Annotated in this window: 13 protein-coding genes; 5 read left to right on the top strand and 8 right to left on the bottom strand. The window is 65.7% G+C overall.

Features of this window, described 5'->3' with window-relative positions; translation table 11 throughout:
- The first annotated feature begins 24 nt into the window (after window positions 1–24).
- Both L288_RS38185 and L288_RS38180 read left to right on the top strand, forming a co-directional pair.
- The gene (locus L288_RS38185) at window positions 25–3,210 is read left to right on the top strand and encodes an efflux RND transporter permease subunit (protein ID WP_021239423.1); all 3,186 of its coding nucleotides are present in this window, start codon (window positions 25–27) and stop codon (window positions 3,208–3,210) included.
- 12 nt (window positions 3,211–3,222) lie between these two features.
- Window positions 3,223–4,665, top strand: coding sequence for an efflux transporter outer membrane subunit (locus L288_RS38180; protein ID WP_031304728.1), 1,443 nt, complete (start codon window positions 3,223–3,225; stop codon window positions 4,663–4,665).
- A gap of 4 nt (window positions 4,666–4,669) precedes the next feature.
- Here L288_RS38180 and L288_RS38175 read toward each other — a convergent pair whose 3' ends face one another.
- From L288_RS38175 to L288_RS38150, 6 genes are all read right to left on the bottom strand, one after another.
- Entirely contained in the window at window positions 4,670–6,034 is a 1,365-nt protein-coding gene (locus tag L288_RS38175; protein ID WP_031304726.1) for an efflux transporter outer membrane subunit, read from the bottom strand.
- Window positions 6,031–7,200 (bottom strand): HlyD family secretion protein, encoded by a 1,170-nt coding sequence (locus L288_RS38170; protein ID WP_021239419.1) that lies wholly within the window; start codon window positions 7,198–7,200, stop codon window positions 6,031–6,033. Before L288_RS38170 ends, L288_RS38175 begins: the two co-directional genes overlap by 4 nt.
- Window positions 7,197–8,849, bottom strand: a complete 1,653-nt coding sequence (locus L288_RS38165) for an MFS transporter (RefSeq protein ID WP_021239418.1) — start codon at window positions 8,847–8,849, stop codon at window positions 7,197–7,199. The genes L288_RS38170 and L288_RS38165 overlap by 4 nt, the downstream gene beginning before the upstream one ends.
- 170 nt (window positions 8,850–9,019) lie before the next feature.
- The gene (locus tag L288_RS38160) at window positions 9,020–10,531 is read right to left on the bottom strand and encodes an acetyl-CoA hydrolase/transferase family protein (RefSeq protein ID WP_021239417.1); all 1,512 of its coding nucleotides are present in this window, start codon (window positions 10,529–10,531) and stop codon (window positions 9,020–9,022) included.
- Window positions 10,532–10,645: 114 nt separating this feature from the next.
- Window positions 10,646–11,320 carry an NAD(P)-binding oxidoreductase gene (locus L288_RS42110; RefSeq protein ID WP_161625674.1) on the bottom strand — a complete coding sequence of 225 codons (675 nt, stop codon included), beginning with the start codon at window positions 11,318–11,320 and terminating at the stop codon, window positions 10,646–10,648.
- A gap of 109 nt (window positions 11,321–11,429) precedes the next feature.
- Window positions 11,430–11,813, bottom strand: a complete 384-nt coding sequence (locus L288_RS38150) for a hypothetical protein (protein WP_021239415.1) — start codon at window positions 11,811–11,813, stop codon at window positions 11,430–11,432.
- Between the two features lie 221 nt (window positions 11,814–12,034).
- Between L288_RS38150 and pncB the strand changes: the two genes are divergently transcribed.
- On the top strand, window positions 12,035–13,339 hold the full coding sequence (pncB, locus tag L288_RS38145) for a nicotinate phosphoribosyltransferase (protein ID WP_021239414.1): 1,305 nt from the start codon (window positions 12,035–12,037) through the stop codon (window positions 13,337–13,339).
- 57 nt (window positions 13,340–13,396) lie between these two features.
- On the opposite strand, the gene L288_RS38140 is transcribed toward pncB, so the two are convergent.
- Window positions 13,397–13,936 carry a TetR/AcrR family transcriptional regulator gene (locus L288_RS38140; protein ID WP_031304723.1) on the bottom strand — a complete coding sequence of 180 codons (540 nt, stop codon included), beginning with the start codon at window positions 13,934–13,936 and terminating at the stop codon, window positions 13,397–13,399.
- A gap of 103 nt (window positions 13,937–14,039) precedes the next feature.
- On the opposite strand from L288_RS38140, the gene L288_RS38135 reads away from it, so the two are divergent.
- The gene (locus L288_RS38135; protein WP_021239412.1) at window positions 14,040–14,357 is read left to right on the top strand and encodes a DMT family transporter; all 318 of its coding nucleotides are present in this window, start codon (window positions 14,040–14,042) and stop codon (window positions 14,355–14,357) included.
- Window positions 14,358–14,481: 124 nt separating this feature from the next.
- Here the strand turns inward: L288_RS38135 and L288_RS38130 are convergent, their stop codons facing one another.
- Window positions 14,482–14,946, bottom strand: a complete 465-nt coding sequence (locus L288_RS38130) for a hypothetical protein (protein ID WP_021239411.1) — start codon at window positions 14,944–14,946, stop codon at window positions 14,482–14,484.
- Between the two features lie 231 nt (window positions 14,947–15,177).
- On the opposite strand from L288_RS38130, the gene L288_RS0122050 reads away from it, so the two are divergent.
- On the top strand, window positions 15,178–15,545 hold a 368-nt coding region (locus tag L288_RS0122050; protein ID WP_031304708.1), incomplete at its 3' end, for a thiolase family protein.

Raw genomic sequence — 15,545 nt, 5'->3', positions numbered from 1 at the left:
TTCACGCCATCGAGGAACAGACCGATGCGCCTATCCCGTTTCTTCATTGACCGGCCGATCTTCGCTGCGGTCATCGCGGTGGTCATCACCGTGGTTGGCGCGCTGGCCTTTATCGGGCTGCCCGTTTCCCAATATCCCAACATCGTTCCGCCAACGGTCACGGTGTCGGCGCAATATCCGGGCGCGTCGGCCGAGACCGTCGCGTCCACCGTCGCCGCGCCGATCGAGCAGGAAATCAACGGCGTCGATGACATGCTCTATCAGAGCAGCCAATCGACCGGCGACGGCAAGGTGACGATCACCGTCACCTTCAAGGTGGGGACCGATCTGGATGAGGCGCAGGTGCTGGTGCAGAACCGGGTCGCCGTGGCCATCCCCCGCCTGCCGGAAGAGGTGCAGCGGCTGGGCGTGGTCACGCGCAAGACGACGCCGGACTTCCTGATGGTCGTCAATCTGCAATCGCCGGACGGCACGTTCGACCGCAATTACCTGTCCAACTATGCGTTGACGCAGGTGCGGGACCGGCTGGCGCGGCTGGATGGCGTTGGCGATGTGCGGCTGTTCGGATCGCGCGATTATGCGATGCGCATCTGGATCGATCCCGACCGCGCCGCCGCGCTGGACCTGACGGCGGGCGAGATCGTCTCCGCGCTCCGTTCGCAGAATGTGCAGGTGTCCACAGGCGCGCTGGGCCAGCCACCCTATGATAAGGGCGAAGCTTTCCAGTTGGGCGTCGAGATGCAGGGCCGCCTGACCGAGCCCAAGCAGTTCGCCGAAATCGTCATTCGCACCGATGCGGATGGCCGTCAGGTCCGCGTGGGCGACGTTGCTCGCGTTGAGTTGGGCGCGCAGGATTATGGCATCAACACCTATTTGTCGGGCACGCCTACCGTCGTCATTGCGGTGATGCAGCGGCCGGGCTCCAACGCTCTGGACGCGGCGGAGAAGGTGAAGGCGGAGATGGACGCGCTGTCCAAGAGCTTCCCCAAGGGCCTGGAATATAGCGTCATCTACAATCCGACCGAGTTCATCAGCCAGTCGATCGATGCGGTTTATCACACGCTGTTCGAGGCGGTGGTACTGGTCGTCCTCGTCATCCTGATCTTCCTCCAGAACTGGCGCGCGGCGATCATTCCTATCATTGCCATCCCCGTGTCGCTGATCGGGACGGCGGCGGTGCTGGCGGCGCTTGGCTATTCGCTCAACAACCTGTCGCTGTTCGGCCTTGTCCTGGCCATCGGCATCGTGGTCGATGACGCGATCGTGGTGGTCGAGAATGTGGAGCGGAACATCGAGCATGGCATGTCTCCGCTGGAGGCGGCGCGCACGTCCATGGACGAAGTGTCGGCCGCGCTGGTGGCGATCGTGCTGGTGCTGTGCGCCGTGTTCGTGCCGACATTGTTCATCACCGGCATTTCGGGCGCATTCTATCAGCAGTTCGCCGTCACCATTTCGACTGCGACGGTGATCTCGCTGATCCTCTCGCTCACTCTGTCCCCGGCCGCAGCCGCCTTGCTGCTGAAGCCCAAGCATGGGGAGCATGATCTGGACAATGCGCCGCGCTGGCGCAGGGTAGGCGCGCGGGCGGCGGCGGGGTTCAACCGGGGCTTTGACCGGATGAGCGCTGGCTATGCCCGGCTGACGCGCTTCCTGGTGCTGCGGCCCAAGAAGATGCTGCTGACCTATGCGGGGCTGATCGCCGCGACCATCGCCCTGTTCTGGGTGACGCCGGGCGGCTTCGTGCCTTCGCAGGATCAGGGCTATTTCCTGGCCGTGGTGCAGTTGCCATCGGGCGCGTCATTGGAACGCACGGACAAGGTGACGAAGGAGGTCGCGCAAAAGCTGCTGCCCATCAAGGGGCTGCGCGGCGCGGTGATGTTCGCGGGCTTCCATGGCCCTTCGCAAACGCAGGCGCCCAACAGCGCCGCCATCTACTTCCCGTTCAACAGCTTTGCGGAGCGGCAGAAGGAAGGCGTCACCTATGCCGGGATCATGGAGCAGGCGCACAAGGCGGTCGCGGGTTATGAAAAGGCGCGCATCCTGCTGTTGCCGCCGCCGACCATTTCGGGCCTCGTGCCTCCGGGCGGCTTCCGCATGCTGGTGCAGGATAAGGAGGAACGCGGCTATACCGAGCTGAACAAGGTTGCGCAGGACTTCATCGCTAAGGCGAACCAGACGCCCGGCCTGTCCATGGTCTATACGCTGTTCGACAATGCGACGCCGCGCGTCTTTGCCGATGTCGATCGGCGCAAGGCCGACCTGCTGGGCGTGCCGCCGGAACGCGTGTTCGAAGCGATGCAGGTCTATCTGGGGTCGGCCTTCGTCAATGACTTCAACTTGCTAGGGCGGACCTATCGCGTGACGGCGCAGGCGGATGCGGACCATCGCGGGACGGTGGCGGATATCGCGAACCTGAAGACGCGGTCGAACAGCGGGCAGATGGTGCCGATCGGGTCAGTCTCGACATTCGAGGACAAGACCGGGCCTTATCGCGTGGTGCGCTACAATATGCTCCCGGCGATAGAGGTCGATGGCAATACCGCGCCCGGCTACAGCACCGGCCAGTCGCTGACGACGATGGAGAAGCTCGCCGACGCCAATCTACCCGAGGGTTATGCCAAGGAGTGGACGGGCGTCGCCTATCAGCAGGTGATGGCGGGCAACACCGCGGGCATCGTGTTCGGGATGGCGGTCTTCTTCGTCTTCCTGGTGCTGGCGGCGCAATATGAAAGCCTGACGCTGCCGCTGTCGATCATCCTGATCGTGCCGATGTGCCTGTTCGCGGCCATGCTGGGCGTGAACCTGCGGGGACAAGACAATAATATCCTGACGCAGATCGGGCTGGTCGTGCTGATCGCGCTGGCGGCGAAGAATGCCATCCTTGTGGTGGAATTCGCCAAGCAGGCGGAGGAGGAACAGGGCCTCTCGCCCGTCGATGCGGCGGTTCAGGCGGCGCAGACCCGGTTGCGGCCGATCCTGATGACCAGCTTCGCCTTCATCCTGGGCGCGGTGCCGCTGGTGATCGCGAGCGGGGCTGGCGCGGAGTTGCGGCAGGCGCTGGGCACGGCCGTCTTCTTCGGTATGACCGGCGTGACGGCGTTCGGCCTGCTCTTCACCCCCACCTTCTACGTGGTGTGCCGCGCGCTGGGCGACCGCTTTTCCCGCAAGGGGAAGGGCGGAGCCGCCGTCGCGATGCAGCCCGCCGAATAGGAGACATATGAGATGAGAAAGACCCTACTTCCCCTTTTGCTCGGCGCTTCGGCTTTGACCGCCTGCGCGGCGGGGCCGGATTATAAGGCTCCGGCCACCCCAAGCGCGGCTGCGGGCGCGTTCATTGGGGCGGCTAGTCCGGCGGTGAGCGTGGCGGAGCCTGATGGCGACTGGTGGCGGCTGTATAATGATCCGGTGCTGGACGAGCTGGTGCGCGATGCGCTGGCCGCGAATACCGACATTCGCGTGGCTGTCGCTCGGCTGGAAAAGGCGCGGGCGGGGCTACGTGGCGCGCGGTCGGACAGGCTGCCGCAGACGAGCCTTAGCGCGCAGCCGACCTATGGCCGGGCGTCCGCCGCGCAGACTTTGCCGGGCGCTGATCGCGAGAATTGGACCGTCGATGCCGGGCTGGACGTCGCTTATGAGGTGGACCTGTTCGGCCGGGTGAAGCGGAGTATCGAAGCGGCGAAGGGCGACGTCAACGCGGCGGCGGGCGATGCTGACGCGGTGCGGGTGGCTGTGGTTGCGGATACGGCGCGGGCTTATGTGGATGCGACCAGTTCGGCGGAGCGTATCGCCGTGGCGGAGCAGACCGTGGCGCTGCTCGACAAGAGCATCCGCATCACCAATGCGCGGTTTGAAGTGGGCCGGTCCGACCGGCTGGATGTAATCCGCACAACTGCCTTGCGGGACCAACAAGCGGCGCTGATCCCAAGTCTGGTGGCGGATCGGGACAGTGCACTGTTGCGGCTCGCGACGCTCACGGGGCGGACGCCGCAGGAACTGCCTGCCGTGGTTCGGGAGCAGAAGGTGACGCCGGATCTCAAGCAGCCCATTCCGGTCGGCGACGGCCGCGCCCTGCTCGCCCGCCGCCCGGATGTGCGCGCCGCTGAGCAGCGGCTGGCGGCAGACACGGCGCGCATCGGGGTTGCGACGGCGGACCTTTATCCCCGCATCACTTTGGGCGGCTCCATCGGCACCACGGCGATCGGCGGCGGCGACATATTGGGCGGGGGACCGTTCCGCTGGCTTCTGGGTCCGCTCATCAACTGGGCCTTCCCCAATCAGGAAGCCAACCGCGCCCGCATCGCCGCTGCAAAGGCCGACGCCAGCGCGTCCCTCGCGACATTCGACGGCACGGTGCTAAGGGCGCTGGAGGAAACCGAAACTGCGCTGTCGGTCTATGCCCACGCGCTGGAGCGGCGCGATACCCTCAAGGCCGCGCGCGAAGCCGCGGACCGGGCCGCACGCATCAGCCTTGCGCGGCAGCGGGAGGGAAGGATCGATTTCCTGACGGTGCTGGATGCTCAGCGCACGTTGGCGGCGGCGGAGAGCGAGCTTGCCACGGCGGAACGCGCGGTGGCCTTTGCTCAAGTTGATCTGTTCAAGGCACTGGCGGGCGGCTGGACCAGCGCATCGCCCGTGACCGCATCCCGAAGCGGACCGGCCCTGTAAAGGTTCAGGCGGACCAGCCGCCGCCCATTGCCTGATAAAGCGCGATCAGGGCGTTGAGCTGGTCGACCCGCAATTGGACGAGGCTCAGTTCCGCCGACAGCAAGGCCCGCTGGGCGTCGAGCTGCTCCAGATATGTTGTGTAGCCCGCCCTGTAGCGATTCGTGGCGTGGCGCAGCGCATCGGCCAGGGCGCTGCGCTGCGCTTCCAGCCGGACGCGCTGCGCCGCTAGGCGGTCGATGCCGATCAGGGCGTCGTCCACTTCGCGAAAGGCGGTCAACGCCGCCCGCTGGTAGGCGAAGGCGGCCTGATCGCGCCTTGCCGCCGCCCCTTCCACATTGGCGCGCAGCCGGCCGCCCTCGAACAGGGGGGCAAGGATGCTGGCGCCCAGAGACCAGATCGACAGCGGGTCGCTAAGCGCGGTCGACAGCGTCAGCCCGGCCGTGCCGGTGAGCCTGATGCTGGGCAGATATTGCGCGCGGGCCGCAGCCAGCGAACTGTCCGATGCCGCCAGAGTGCGCTCCGCCTGCGCCAGATCGGGCCGCCTGCGCAGCAGATCGGACGGCAGACCGGCGGGGACGGCCAACGGCCGCAGCCGGTCGAGCGACGCGCCACGCCCGATGGCGCGCGGAGACTCCCCGATCAGCAGGCTGAGCGCATTTTCCTGCCGCCCTATGGCGAGTTCGACCTGCGGCAGAAGCTGGGCCGCCGCTTCATATTCCGCCTGCGCCTGACGCAGTTCAAGGTCGGACGTATAGCCCGCCTCCGCGCGGGACCGCGCCAGCCGCAGCGCTTCCGCGCGCGAGGTGATGGTCGCCTGCACCACCGACCGCCGCATGTCGAGGCCAAGCAGCGTCACATATCCGGTTGCGGTGGCGGACGCGACCGCCAGGGCGGCCGCATCGCGGGCCGCTTCCGACGCTTGAGCGCTCAGGCGCGCGGCTTCCACCTGATTTGCGATCCGGCCGAACAGGTCCACCTCATAGGCGGCCTGGAACAGGGGTTGAGCGGATGTCGTCTCCGTGGACGTGCCCAGGGGACCGGCGCTGCGCGACCGCGTGACGCCCGCTCCCAGATCGAGCGACGGGAAAAGCTGCGCGCGGGCAAGCCGCTCATTGGCCCGCGCCTCCTGAACCCGCGCGGCGGCGATGGCCACATCCGGGTTGTTGGCCAGCGCCCGTTCGACAAGGCTGGTGAGCACGGGATCGCCAAAGCCCTGCCACCATCCCGGCGTTATGGCGGCGGCGGCAGGCAAGGGCGTCCGCCATCCGGGCGGCGGGCGGACCGATGACGATGCGGGACGCGGCGGATCGGGCGCGGTGCACCCCGCCAGCAGCACCGCCGTGCTCCACAGGGCCAGGGCCCCCTTCATCGCGGCGCTGGCGTGCCGCGCGTGACGACGCGTGCCTCGACCGACATGCCGGGGCTTAACCGGCGATAGAGCGGATCGTCCTGGTCTATCGCGATGCGGACGGTCAGCCGCTGGGGCACCTTGACGAAATTGCCGGTCGCATTGTCGGTCCGGATCACCGAAAATTCGCTGCCTGCCGCCGGGGCGAGGCTTTCCACCCGCCCCTTGATTTCAGCGCCGTTCAGTGCGTCGACGGTGAAGCTGGCGGGCTGTCCCGGCCGGATGAGCGCGGTCTGGCGCTCCTTGAAATTGGCCGAAACCCAAATGGCCGGCGGCACCAGGAACATGAGCTGGCTGCCCGCCGTCACATATTGGCCCAGCCGGACCGACACTTCGCCCAGCCTGCCTGATTGCGGCGCGCGAATGATGGTGTTCGACAGGTCGATCTCCGCCAGCCGGAGCGCCGCCCGCGCATTTTCGACGCCCGCTTCCAGCCCGCCGCGCCCGACCAGCACCGATTGCACTTCCTCCCGGCCGATGGCGCGTTGCGCCTGCGCCTGCCGCACGGCGGCTTCCGCCTGCGCCAGCGCGGCGCGGGTCTGGTCACGCTCCCGCTCCGACACCGATCCTTCGTCCGCCAGTTCGTTGACGCGCCGCATGTCCGCCTGCGCGCGCAACAATTGCGCCCTTGCGCTGGCGATCGCGGCATCCTGTCCGCCCAGCGCCGCCTCGCGGGAACGCTGGTTCTGCTGGCTGTTCGCCAGTGTGGCGAGTTGCGTCGAAAGATTGGCTTTCGCCTGGTCCACCCGCTGGCGGTAGATGCGATCGTCGATCCGCGCGAGTATCTGTCCCTGCTTCACATTGTCATAGTCGCGGACGAGGACCTGCGTCACATAGCCGCTGACCTGCGGCGCGATGATCGTGGTCTGCCCCCGCACATAGGCGTTGTCCGTCTCCTGCACATAACGGCGGAATGGAGGCAGATCCCAGGCGTACAGGGCAAGCAGCGCGCCCGCGATCAGCAGCGCCACGAAGAAAATGGTGGCCCGGCGGCTCCCCCGTGGCGGCGCCCACCCCCGCCGCGGCGCATCCGCATCCGTATCCGCGGATGGCTGGTCCGGCACCTCCACCGGGTCGTCCAGCCGTCCCTTCGTTTCCGGCTGGGGCGTTCTGGACAGTTCGTTCATTGCGCCGCTCGCTCCCGCATCCGCTGCATCGCGACCAACTCCTCAGCAACCGGATTGATGCCCTTTGCCCGCAAATAGATCCATCGCCCGCCCAGCCACAGCGTGACGAGCGACGCCACCACGCCAATCAGGAAGAAGACGTCATTATAGGCCAGGATATTCGCTTCGCGGCTGACCTGCTGGGCGAAAAGCGCGCCTCCTTCCGCCTGCCGCAGCAGCGGATCGCCCAGCGTCCGCGCATAGGCGCCGCCCAGTTGCTGGATGCGTTGCAGAACCAGCGGATCGGTCGCGCTCAGCGTCTCCACGATCTCCTGCGAATGCAGGCGCTCCCGCATGATCTGGTAGCTGCCGAGCAGCGCCGTCCCGGCAAGGCCTCCGATCGTCTGCGCCATGCCGAACACGGCGGAAAAGCTGACGATATGGCTGGGTCCCCGCGAAAGGGCGCGCAATATGCCCACCATCGTCGCCGCGCCCATCCAGAACAGCGCCGCGAAGCCGATCAGGGCCTGGCTTGCATAGAGATTGGCCGGGCGGGTCAGGTTGGTGGCGTCCGCGTCCATGAAGGCGCCGATGGCGATGATCGCGACCGAAACGACGACAGGCCACAGAAGATCCTTGGGGTTGAGGGTCAGCACGCCCGCCGCGATGCCCGCGACAGCCGCCAGGGTAACGATCAGGTTCAATGTCACGAGCTGGTCGTTGGTCATCCCCGCCAGGGTCAGCAGGCCGATAGACCCGAAATTCTGTTCCGACAGCAGAATACGGATGATCGCGACGATCGCGATGAAGCGCAGCACGTTGCGCGTCCGCATCCAGCGCGTGTTGAGCAGCGGATTGGCGCGGTTATGCTCGATCAGCAGGGCAGCGCCGATAAGGAGGATCGCCCCCGCCACCGCATAGCCAAGCCATGGCGTCGTCCACCACACCACGCGCCCCAGCGCAAGCACCGCGCAAAGCAGCGCCATGCCCGGCGCGAAAAGGCAGAAGGTGAGGAAATCGAGCGGCTCGAACGCCTTGATCCGCTCGCTCGGAGGCAGCCGCAGCAAAGCGGCGGACCCCAGGCAAAGCAGCGTCAGCCCCAGTTCAAGGACGAACAGATTCTGTATCTCTCCATTTCTGAGCAGCATGGGCGAAATGACGCGCGCCAGCGGCAAAGCCACCTGCGACAGGCCAAAGCCGATGATCATGCCCGCCAGACGCGCGGTCGCTGGCATGGCCTGCATGATGTAGAAGAAGCAGAGGGTGGTAAGGCCGCTGCTCACTATCCCCGCCGCGCCCCGGACGATCAGTTCCACGGCATAGCTGTGCACGAACAGTTGCAGCACGGCGACGGTGAGGAAGCCGAGCAGCGACATTCTGATGAAGCGTTGCAGCCCGAATTGCTGCCTGAACTTGATGAGCAGCAGGCTCATGCAAACGCTCGTCATCGAATAGATCGCGGTCAGCCACGCCCCCTCGACGGAGGTGAGGCCAAGGGAACCCTGTATCTGCGGCAGATTGGCGATGAGAAGCCCGTTGCCCAGACCCCCGGTCAACCCCAGCAGGGTGCCGATCGCGAAATATGCGGCGCGGCGGGCAGGCGGATGATCGGGCGTCGCGGGAGAGCCCGGCAGAAGGGGCCGCTCATGGGGAGCGAAACTGTGCGCCATAGGCTCGCAATCCCTTCCGCCTGTTTGTCAAACGAGCCTTGCAGCAAGCCGCGCCATGCATGCCCAACCATTGTCGTTACCCAAGGGTTCCGAAATGCTATGGGTGAGCCGCGGCCCTGACTAACATGGGGAGGCCGCGTAAAAGGCCGCCGCCCCACGGAAGAACTGGCTCATGCCAGCATCGAGCCGGTATCGATGAAGCGCTGGTGCCAGGACAGCGCTTCGCCGGGCAGCGACGGAGAATGCTGGCCATAGGCCCCTTTGCGGGCGCGCTCGAAATAGTCGGCAAGTGCCGGGCGATAGTCGGGATGGGCGCAGTTCCCGATGATCAATTCGGCCCGCTGCTTGGGGCTGAGGCCGCGCAGGTCGGCAAGCCCCTGCTCGGTCACCAGCACCTGCACGTCCTGCGATATGTGGTCGACATGGCTCGCCTGCGGCACGATGGCGGAAATCTTTCCTCCCTTGGCCGTCGAGGGCGTCATGAAGATCGAGATATAGGCGTTGCGCGCGAAGTCGCCCGACCCGCCGATGCCGTTCTGGATGCGCGACCCCATGACATGGGTGGAATTGACCGCGCCATAGATGTCCGCCTCGATCAGGCCGTTCATGGCGATGCAGCCAAGACGCCGGATCAATTCGGGATGGTTGCTGATCTCCTGCGGGCGAAGGATCATCCTGTCGCGATAGCGCGCCATGTCCGCATTGATCCGGGCGGCCGCTTCCGGGCTCAGCGAGAAAGCGGTGGCGGACGCCATCAGCAGCTTGCCGGAATCCAGCAGGTCCAGCATGCCGTCCTGAATGACCTCCGTATAGGCGGTCATCTGCTCGAACGGGCTGGTCACCAGCCCGCTCAGCACCGCATTGGCGATATTGCCGACACCCGACTGGATGGGCAGCAGCGTGGCGGGCAGGCGGCCCCTTGCCACCTCATGCCGCAGGAATTCGAGCAGATGGCCCGCAATGGCATGCGCGGCGGCGTCAGGCGGGGCGAAGGGCAGGTTGCGGTCCGGCGCATCGGTCTCGACAATGGCGACGATCTTCTCTGGATCGCACCGGAAGCCCGGCTCGCCAATCCGGTCGTCGGGCTGCGTGAGCGGAATGGGCACGCGATGCGGCGGCAGCGCCGTTCCGTAATAGATGTCGTGCATCCCCTCCAGCGCTTCATTCTGCCAGCGGTTGACCTCGATGATCACCTTCTGCGCACGATCGAGCCAGGTCTTGTTGTTGCCCACGGAGGAGGATGGGATGAGGCTGCCGTCCGGGCGGATGCCCGACACCTCGACGACCGCCGTATCGAGCGGGCCCAGAAAACCCTGCCAGGCCATCGGCGCGACCTGGCTCAGATGCATGTCGAAATAATCCATCTGGCCCGCATTGATCTTCTCGCGCGCGACCGGATCGGAATTATAGGGCAGGCGGAATTCGATGCCGTCCGCCTTGGCCAGCGCGCCGTCCAGCTCAGGCCCTGTCGACGCGCCCGTCCAGACGCGCACGCGGAAAGGATCGCCCGCCGCATGCGCCGCTTCGATCCGGGCCGCAAGCGCGAGCGGCACTGCCTTGGGATAGCCGGACCCCGTGAACCCGCTCATCCCCACGGTGCTGCCCGGATCGATGAGGGCGGCGGCCTCTTCCCCGCTCATGACCTTCGTACGCAGCGCGGGGCAGGCAATTCGACTGTTCATTTTCGGTGAATCATCCTTGGTTTCAAATATGTTGACGGCTTAGCACAATCAGCGGGAAAGCGTCCTCCCCGGATCGACCGCGTCCCTCTCCTTATGGGAACGCGGTCGAGTGCGTCAGCCTTGCCACTGGCCCTTCGGCGCAAGCAGCAGCTTGGCCCCGGCTTCGCCCTGTTCGAGCGTCAGAGCGACCAGCGCCCTCGTCACCGTGGCGAAGGTCAGAGTGGGATTTCCCGGCACCTTTTTCACCCGGTCGATGGGAATCAGGTCCCAATCGGGTTCGGCGGGTCCATCCTTCAGCACAACGGGATAGACCGCCGTCCAGCGGGCACGGCAATCATCAAGCGCCCGTTCCGCGATCTGCTTGTCACGGAACAGGTTCCTCGCGACGATGCCGGTGAGCAGAAGGCGGAGCATGGGGGATTGCCTGGACGCCGTATCGCCGACGCCCAGTGAGGACATGAGGACGAAGCGCTTCACGCCCGCATTGTTGATGGCTTCGATGACGCGTGGCAAGGTTCTTTGCTGAAAATCCACCCGCCTGAACAGCATGACCGGCGCCCAGCGCGCGCCAAGGCACCAAAGGACGGCATCGGCGCCCTTGAACGCGGCGGTCATTGCCGCTGCATCTTCGACGGACCCGGTCACAATGGTGAGGCCGGGCGAAGGCGCAAGCCTGGCGGGATTGCGGACATAGGCAAGCACTTCATGGCCCGCCGCCAGGGCTTCCTTCACCGCCAGAACCCGGTTGTTCCCGTCGCTCCCAAAATCACCAGCTTCATTTCGACCCACCCCTGCCGCTATCGAAGCGCACATAGCGGATCGCAGGATGCAACGTAAGGGGCCGCACCCGGCCGCATCTCGACATGGCGCTGCGCTGCTGGCCGCGCCTGCAACCCGTTCACTCCGCCTTCGCGCGGGCCCTGTAGGCAAGGATGGCGAAGGCCCCCGTCAACAATCCATGGAGCAGCAGGAAATATTTCGCGATGTCCCGCGCTTCTCCGCTGCCCACGCCCCACACGTCATTGGCGGCGACAGCGCCGAAACCGATCATGTTCGCCAGCACCACAGGGCGGATTTCCGAAGGATCAGCATTGCGCGACAGCCAGTTGAGCACGGCGATCCCCAGGAACGGCCCGCCCAGCAGCCGCAGCAGGGCGACAAGTTCAGGGCTGGCGTCCGGCGGAACCGCGCCGCGGCCGAACTGCAACGGCACGATCATGAGCGCGAAGCCCACCATCGCCAGGTAAATGGCCGAAAGGGTGAACAGCGCCTTTGCGTTCAAGCCTCATCTCCGTCCGCTGGAGCCGCTTTGGCGAAGGATTCCGGCTCCAAATGGTTCATGGTGCATTTTCCTACCATATGCGCAGCGGGCGGCGAATATCATCACTCCTAATCCGGCGCGCTCCAATCCCGGCAGAGCTTCTGGAACTTGACCGGGGCTATCGCATATTCGTAGCGCTTGCCGCCCCTGCCTTCCACCTCGCCACCCGCTGAGGATCGACCATGCCCGTCACCGACATCGCCACTCGCGTCTATAATCATAGCTGGCGGCTCGATCCTGTCATTCGCAGCCTGCTCGACACGGATTTCTACAAGCTGCTGATGTTGCAGATGATCCGGCACCTGCATTCGGACGTGCAGGCGACCTTCTCGCTGATCAACCGCAGCACATCGATACGGCTGGCGGACGTGATCGACGAAACGGAGCTGCGCGAGCAACTCGACCATGCCCGCACGCTCCGCTTCTCCAACAAGGAACTGATCTGGCTCGCGGGCAACAGCTTTTATGGCAAGAAACGCATGTTCTCGCCGGACTTCATCGAATGGCTGGCCGATTTCCAGTTGCCGGACTATGAACTGCGCAAGACCGGCGGCCAGTTCGAACTGCACTTCGCCGGGCCGTGGACCCACACGACGATGTGGGAAATCCCTGCGCTCGCCATCGTCAACGAACTGCGGTCGCGCGCCGCGCTCAGGGGCAAGGGCCGCTTCGAACTGGACGTGCTCTACGCCCGCGCCAAGGCCAAGCTTTGGGAAAAGGTCGAACGGCTGCGCCAGCTTCCCGGCCTCGTCCTTTCCGATTTCGGCACCCGCCGCCGCCATGGCTTCCTCTGGCAACGCTGGTGCGTGGAGGCGCTCAAGGAAGGTTTGGGCAGCCGCTTCATCGGCAGTTCGAACGTGCTGCTCGCGATGGACAATGATCTGGAAGCGATCGGCACCAACGCGCATGAACTGCCGATGGTGCTGGCCGCCCTTGCCGGGGACGATGCCGGGGTGGCGGCCGCGCCCTACCGGGTGCTGGAGGAATGGCAGGCGCATTATGACGGAAACCTGCTGGTCGCGCTGCCCGACGCTTTCGGCACCACCGCCTTCCTCCGCAATGCGCCCGGCTGGCTCGCCGACTGGACCGGCTTTCGCCCCGACTCCATGCCCCCGATCGAGGGCGGCGAGCAGATCATCGCCTGGTGGCAGGCGCATGGCCGCGATCCCCGCACCAAGCTGCTGATCTTCTCCGATGGGATGGATGTCGACAGCATCGAAGCGACGTATCGCCACTTTCATGGCCGGGTGCGGATGAGTTTCGGCTGGGGCACCAACCTCACCAACGACTTTCGCGGCTGCGATCCCGCTGGCGGGCATGGGCTGGAGCCGATCTCCCTCGTCGCCAAGGTGACGAGCGCCAACGGGCGTCCTGCCGTGAAGCTCTCCGACAATCCTTCCAAGGCGACCGGCGATCCTGCCGAAATCGAGCGATACCTGCGGATTTTCGGGCAGGATGGCCGCGCGGGAAAGGCGGTCGAGGTTTGATCGATCCCAGCCCTCAAGGCGCTGGTCCTTCACGGCCTGCCGCAGCAGCGCCGCCTGTCAACTGACCGCAAGATCTTGGGCGTCGGCCAGAATGGAATCCCACTCCGCCGCGGACATCGGCAGCAGGTTGAAATAGCGCAGGAAGAACGCGCCCTCCGTCGCGAAGAATGCCAGCCGCGCCAACCGGCTGCTTGGGTCATCGGCGGCCACTGGAACCGCGCGTTCGCCATACCACCGGCGCACCTCGTCCAGATGCGACCCGGATTGCAGCAGGACCGCGATCAGATTGGCCGCGCGCCGGTGCTTGCCGTCGGCATAGCGCCTGGTCGTCGCCACATGCGCCGCCACGCGTTCGCCGGTGGTCGCCGCTGTCCCGGCGGCCGCTTCGAACAGCGCGCGCTCCTCTTGCATCCAGCGGCCCAGCATGGCGGCAAGCATCGCTTCCTTGGTGCCGAAGCAGGATTGGACCCCGCCCTTGGTGATGCCGGACGCCGCAGCGACCGCGCCTATGGTCAGCGCAGCCGCGCCGCGCGCAACGACGATCGCCTCCGCCGCATCAAGGACAGCGCCGCGATCGATCCTCTTGTTGCGCCCCATAGCATGCTTGCCTAATTTCAATACATGCGTATTCTTATTACGCAGTTCCGGCCGTCCCGCAAGTCCCGCGGCGTCCGTGATGGCAAGGGATGGAATGACGCGCATGAGCTGGATATATCTGTTTGCCGCCGGCCTGTTCGAAATCGGCTGGCCCGTCGGGCTGAAGATGGCGCAGTCGCCCGGACAACGCCTGCCCGGCATCGCATTGGCGGTCGTCTTCATGATGGTGAGCGGCACGCTGCTCTGGCTGGCGCAGCGCCAGATCCCGATGGGGACGGCCTATGCCGTGTGGACCGGCATCGGCGCGGCAGGCACATTCGCGCTGGGTATCATCGTCTATGGCGATCCCGCCTCGCTTCTCCGCTTCCTGGGCGTGGCGCTGATCGTCGGCGGAGTGGCCGTCCTCAAACTCGCCAGCTGACCGCCCAACACCCTGCATCCAATCTGATATTTCATTCGCGAGATTTCCCTCGCCTACCCTGCTTCGCCTGGTCCGCCTTGGCAACGAACGCAGCCTCTCGCCCGCGTCCATCGCCGCGACAGCGTCAACTCCCGCGCGCCAGCAGACCGGGGTTCGCCACGGCAATTCCGGTACTCAGCACGATAGCGTCCTCGACGAAGCCGGTAGCGGTCTGGCCGTAGCGCCGCATGGCCGCGCAACGCAGACGCCAGCCAACATAGGATGAGGTCAAAGCCGTTCCCATCGCCACGGCAGCGCCCAACATTCGCTGGCCGCGCGGGGCGAGGGCGGCTCCTGCATAGGCGCTCGTGATCGCCCGCACGGCGAGACCGGCGGGCACGATCCGGTCGGGCGCCGACTTCATCTTGTCCCCGGCCATCTCCGCAGCCGCCAGAGCCGCCGTTCCCGCAGCGGCAAACGGATTGCGGAGCAGCCGTTGCAGCGGAAGCGCAACAGGCAGCGCACGGCGCCGCGTCGCCAGCGCGATCGATGTAAGCGGAGTGATTCCGCGCTGCCCGGCCACCAGGCCGATGAGAAAGGAACGGATCATGCGCTGCCATCCTGTCTTGTGCTGAATGACCAAATGACCGGCGGCCCTGGTTTGATCCCGCAGCGGACAAATTGGTCATGTTCGCACTTGGTGGTTCTTCGCGGCCATGAGATGCTCAGGCATGAGCGTACAAGGCTGCGCCGCCGCAGGCGCAATGTTCGTGAGTGAATATCCCGCCTACCAGTGAATTATATCGTCAGGTAAGGCTAAGGCCATAATAGGAGAGCAAGGATGCAGGACGATCCTGTCGTTATCGCTGGCTATGCCCGCACCCCGATGGGGGGTTTCCAGGGCGCGCTTTCGGCGCTCAAGGCCACTGAACTCGGCACGGTGGCGGTCAAGGCCGCTGTCGAGCGCGCGGGCGTGCAGCCGGACGCTGTGGACCGCATCTATATGGGCTGCGTGCTTCCCGCCGGGCTTGGTCAGGCGCCCGCACGGCAGGCGGCGCTGGGCGCTGGCCTTCCCCGGTCGGTCGAAGCCACCACGGTCAACAAGATGTGCGGATCGGGCATGCAGGCGGCGATCATGGCGGCCGAAGCGATTGCCGCGGGCGGGGCCGGGATCATCGTCGCGGGCGGCATGGAAAGCATGACGAACGC

This window comes from Sphingobium quisquiliarum P25, assembly GCF_000445065.1.
Classification (GTDB): Bacteria; Pseudomonadota; Alphaproteobacteria; order Sphingomonadales; family Sphingomonadaceae; genus Sphingobium; species Sphingobium quisquiliarum.
The sequence above is the reverse complement of the archived record's forward strand: the minus strand, read 5'-3'. Positions and strand labels throughout refer to the sequence as shown.

Excerpts from the sequence above, each read along its gene's own strand:
- L288_RS38130 (WP_021239411.1), bottom strand. The coding sequence starts at position 14,946 with ATGATCCGTTCCTTTCTCATCGGCCTGGTGGCCGGGCAGCGCGGAATC.
- L288_RS38175 (WP_031304726.1), bottom strand. The coding sequence starts at position 6,034 with ATGAAGGGGGCCCTGGCCCTGTGGAGCACGGCGGTGCTGCTGGCGGGG.
- L288_RS38160 (WP_021239417.1), bottom strand. The coding sequence starts at position 10,531 with ATGAACAGTCGAATTGCCTGCCCCGCGCTGCGTACGAAGGTCATGAGC.
- L288_RS38180 (WP_031304728.1), top strand. The coding sequence starts at position 3,223 with ATGAGAAAGACCCTACTTCCCCTTTTGCTCGGCGCTTCGGCTTTGACC.
- pncB (WP_021239414.1), top strand. The coding sequence starts at position 12,035 with ATGCCCGTCACCGACATCGCCACTCGCGTCTATAATCATAGCTGGCGG.
- L288_RS38135 (WP_021239412.1), top strand. The coding sequence starts at position 14,040 with ATGAGCTGGATATATCTGTTTGCCGCCGGCCTGTTCGAAATCGGCTGG.
- L288_RS38165 (WP_021239418.1), bottom strand. The coding sequence starts at position 8,849 with ATGGCGCACAGTTTCGCTCCCCATGAGCGGCCCCTTCTGCCGGGCTCT.
- L288_RS38185 (WP_021239423.1), top strand. The coding sequence starts at position 25 with ATGCGCCTATCCCGTTTCTTCATTGACCGGCCGATCTTCGCTGCGGTC.
- L288_RS38170 (WP_021239419.1), bottom strand. The coding sequence starts at position 7,200 with ATGAACGAACTGTCCAGAACGCCCCAGCCGGAAACGAAGGGACGGCTG.
- L288_RS38140 (WP_031304723.1), bottom strand. The coding sequence starts at position 13,936 with ATGGGGCGCAACAAGAGGATCGATCGCGGCGCTGTCCTTGATGCGGCG.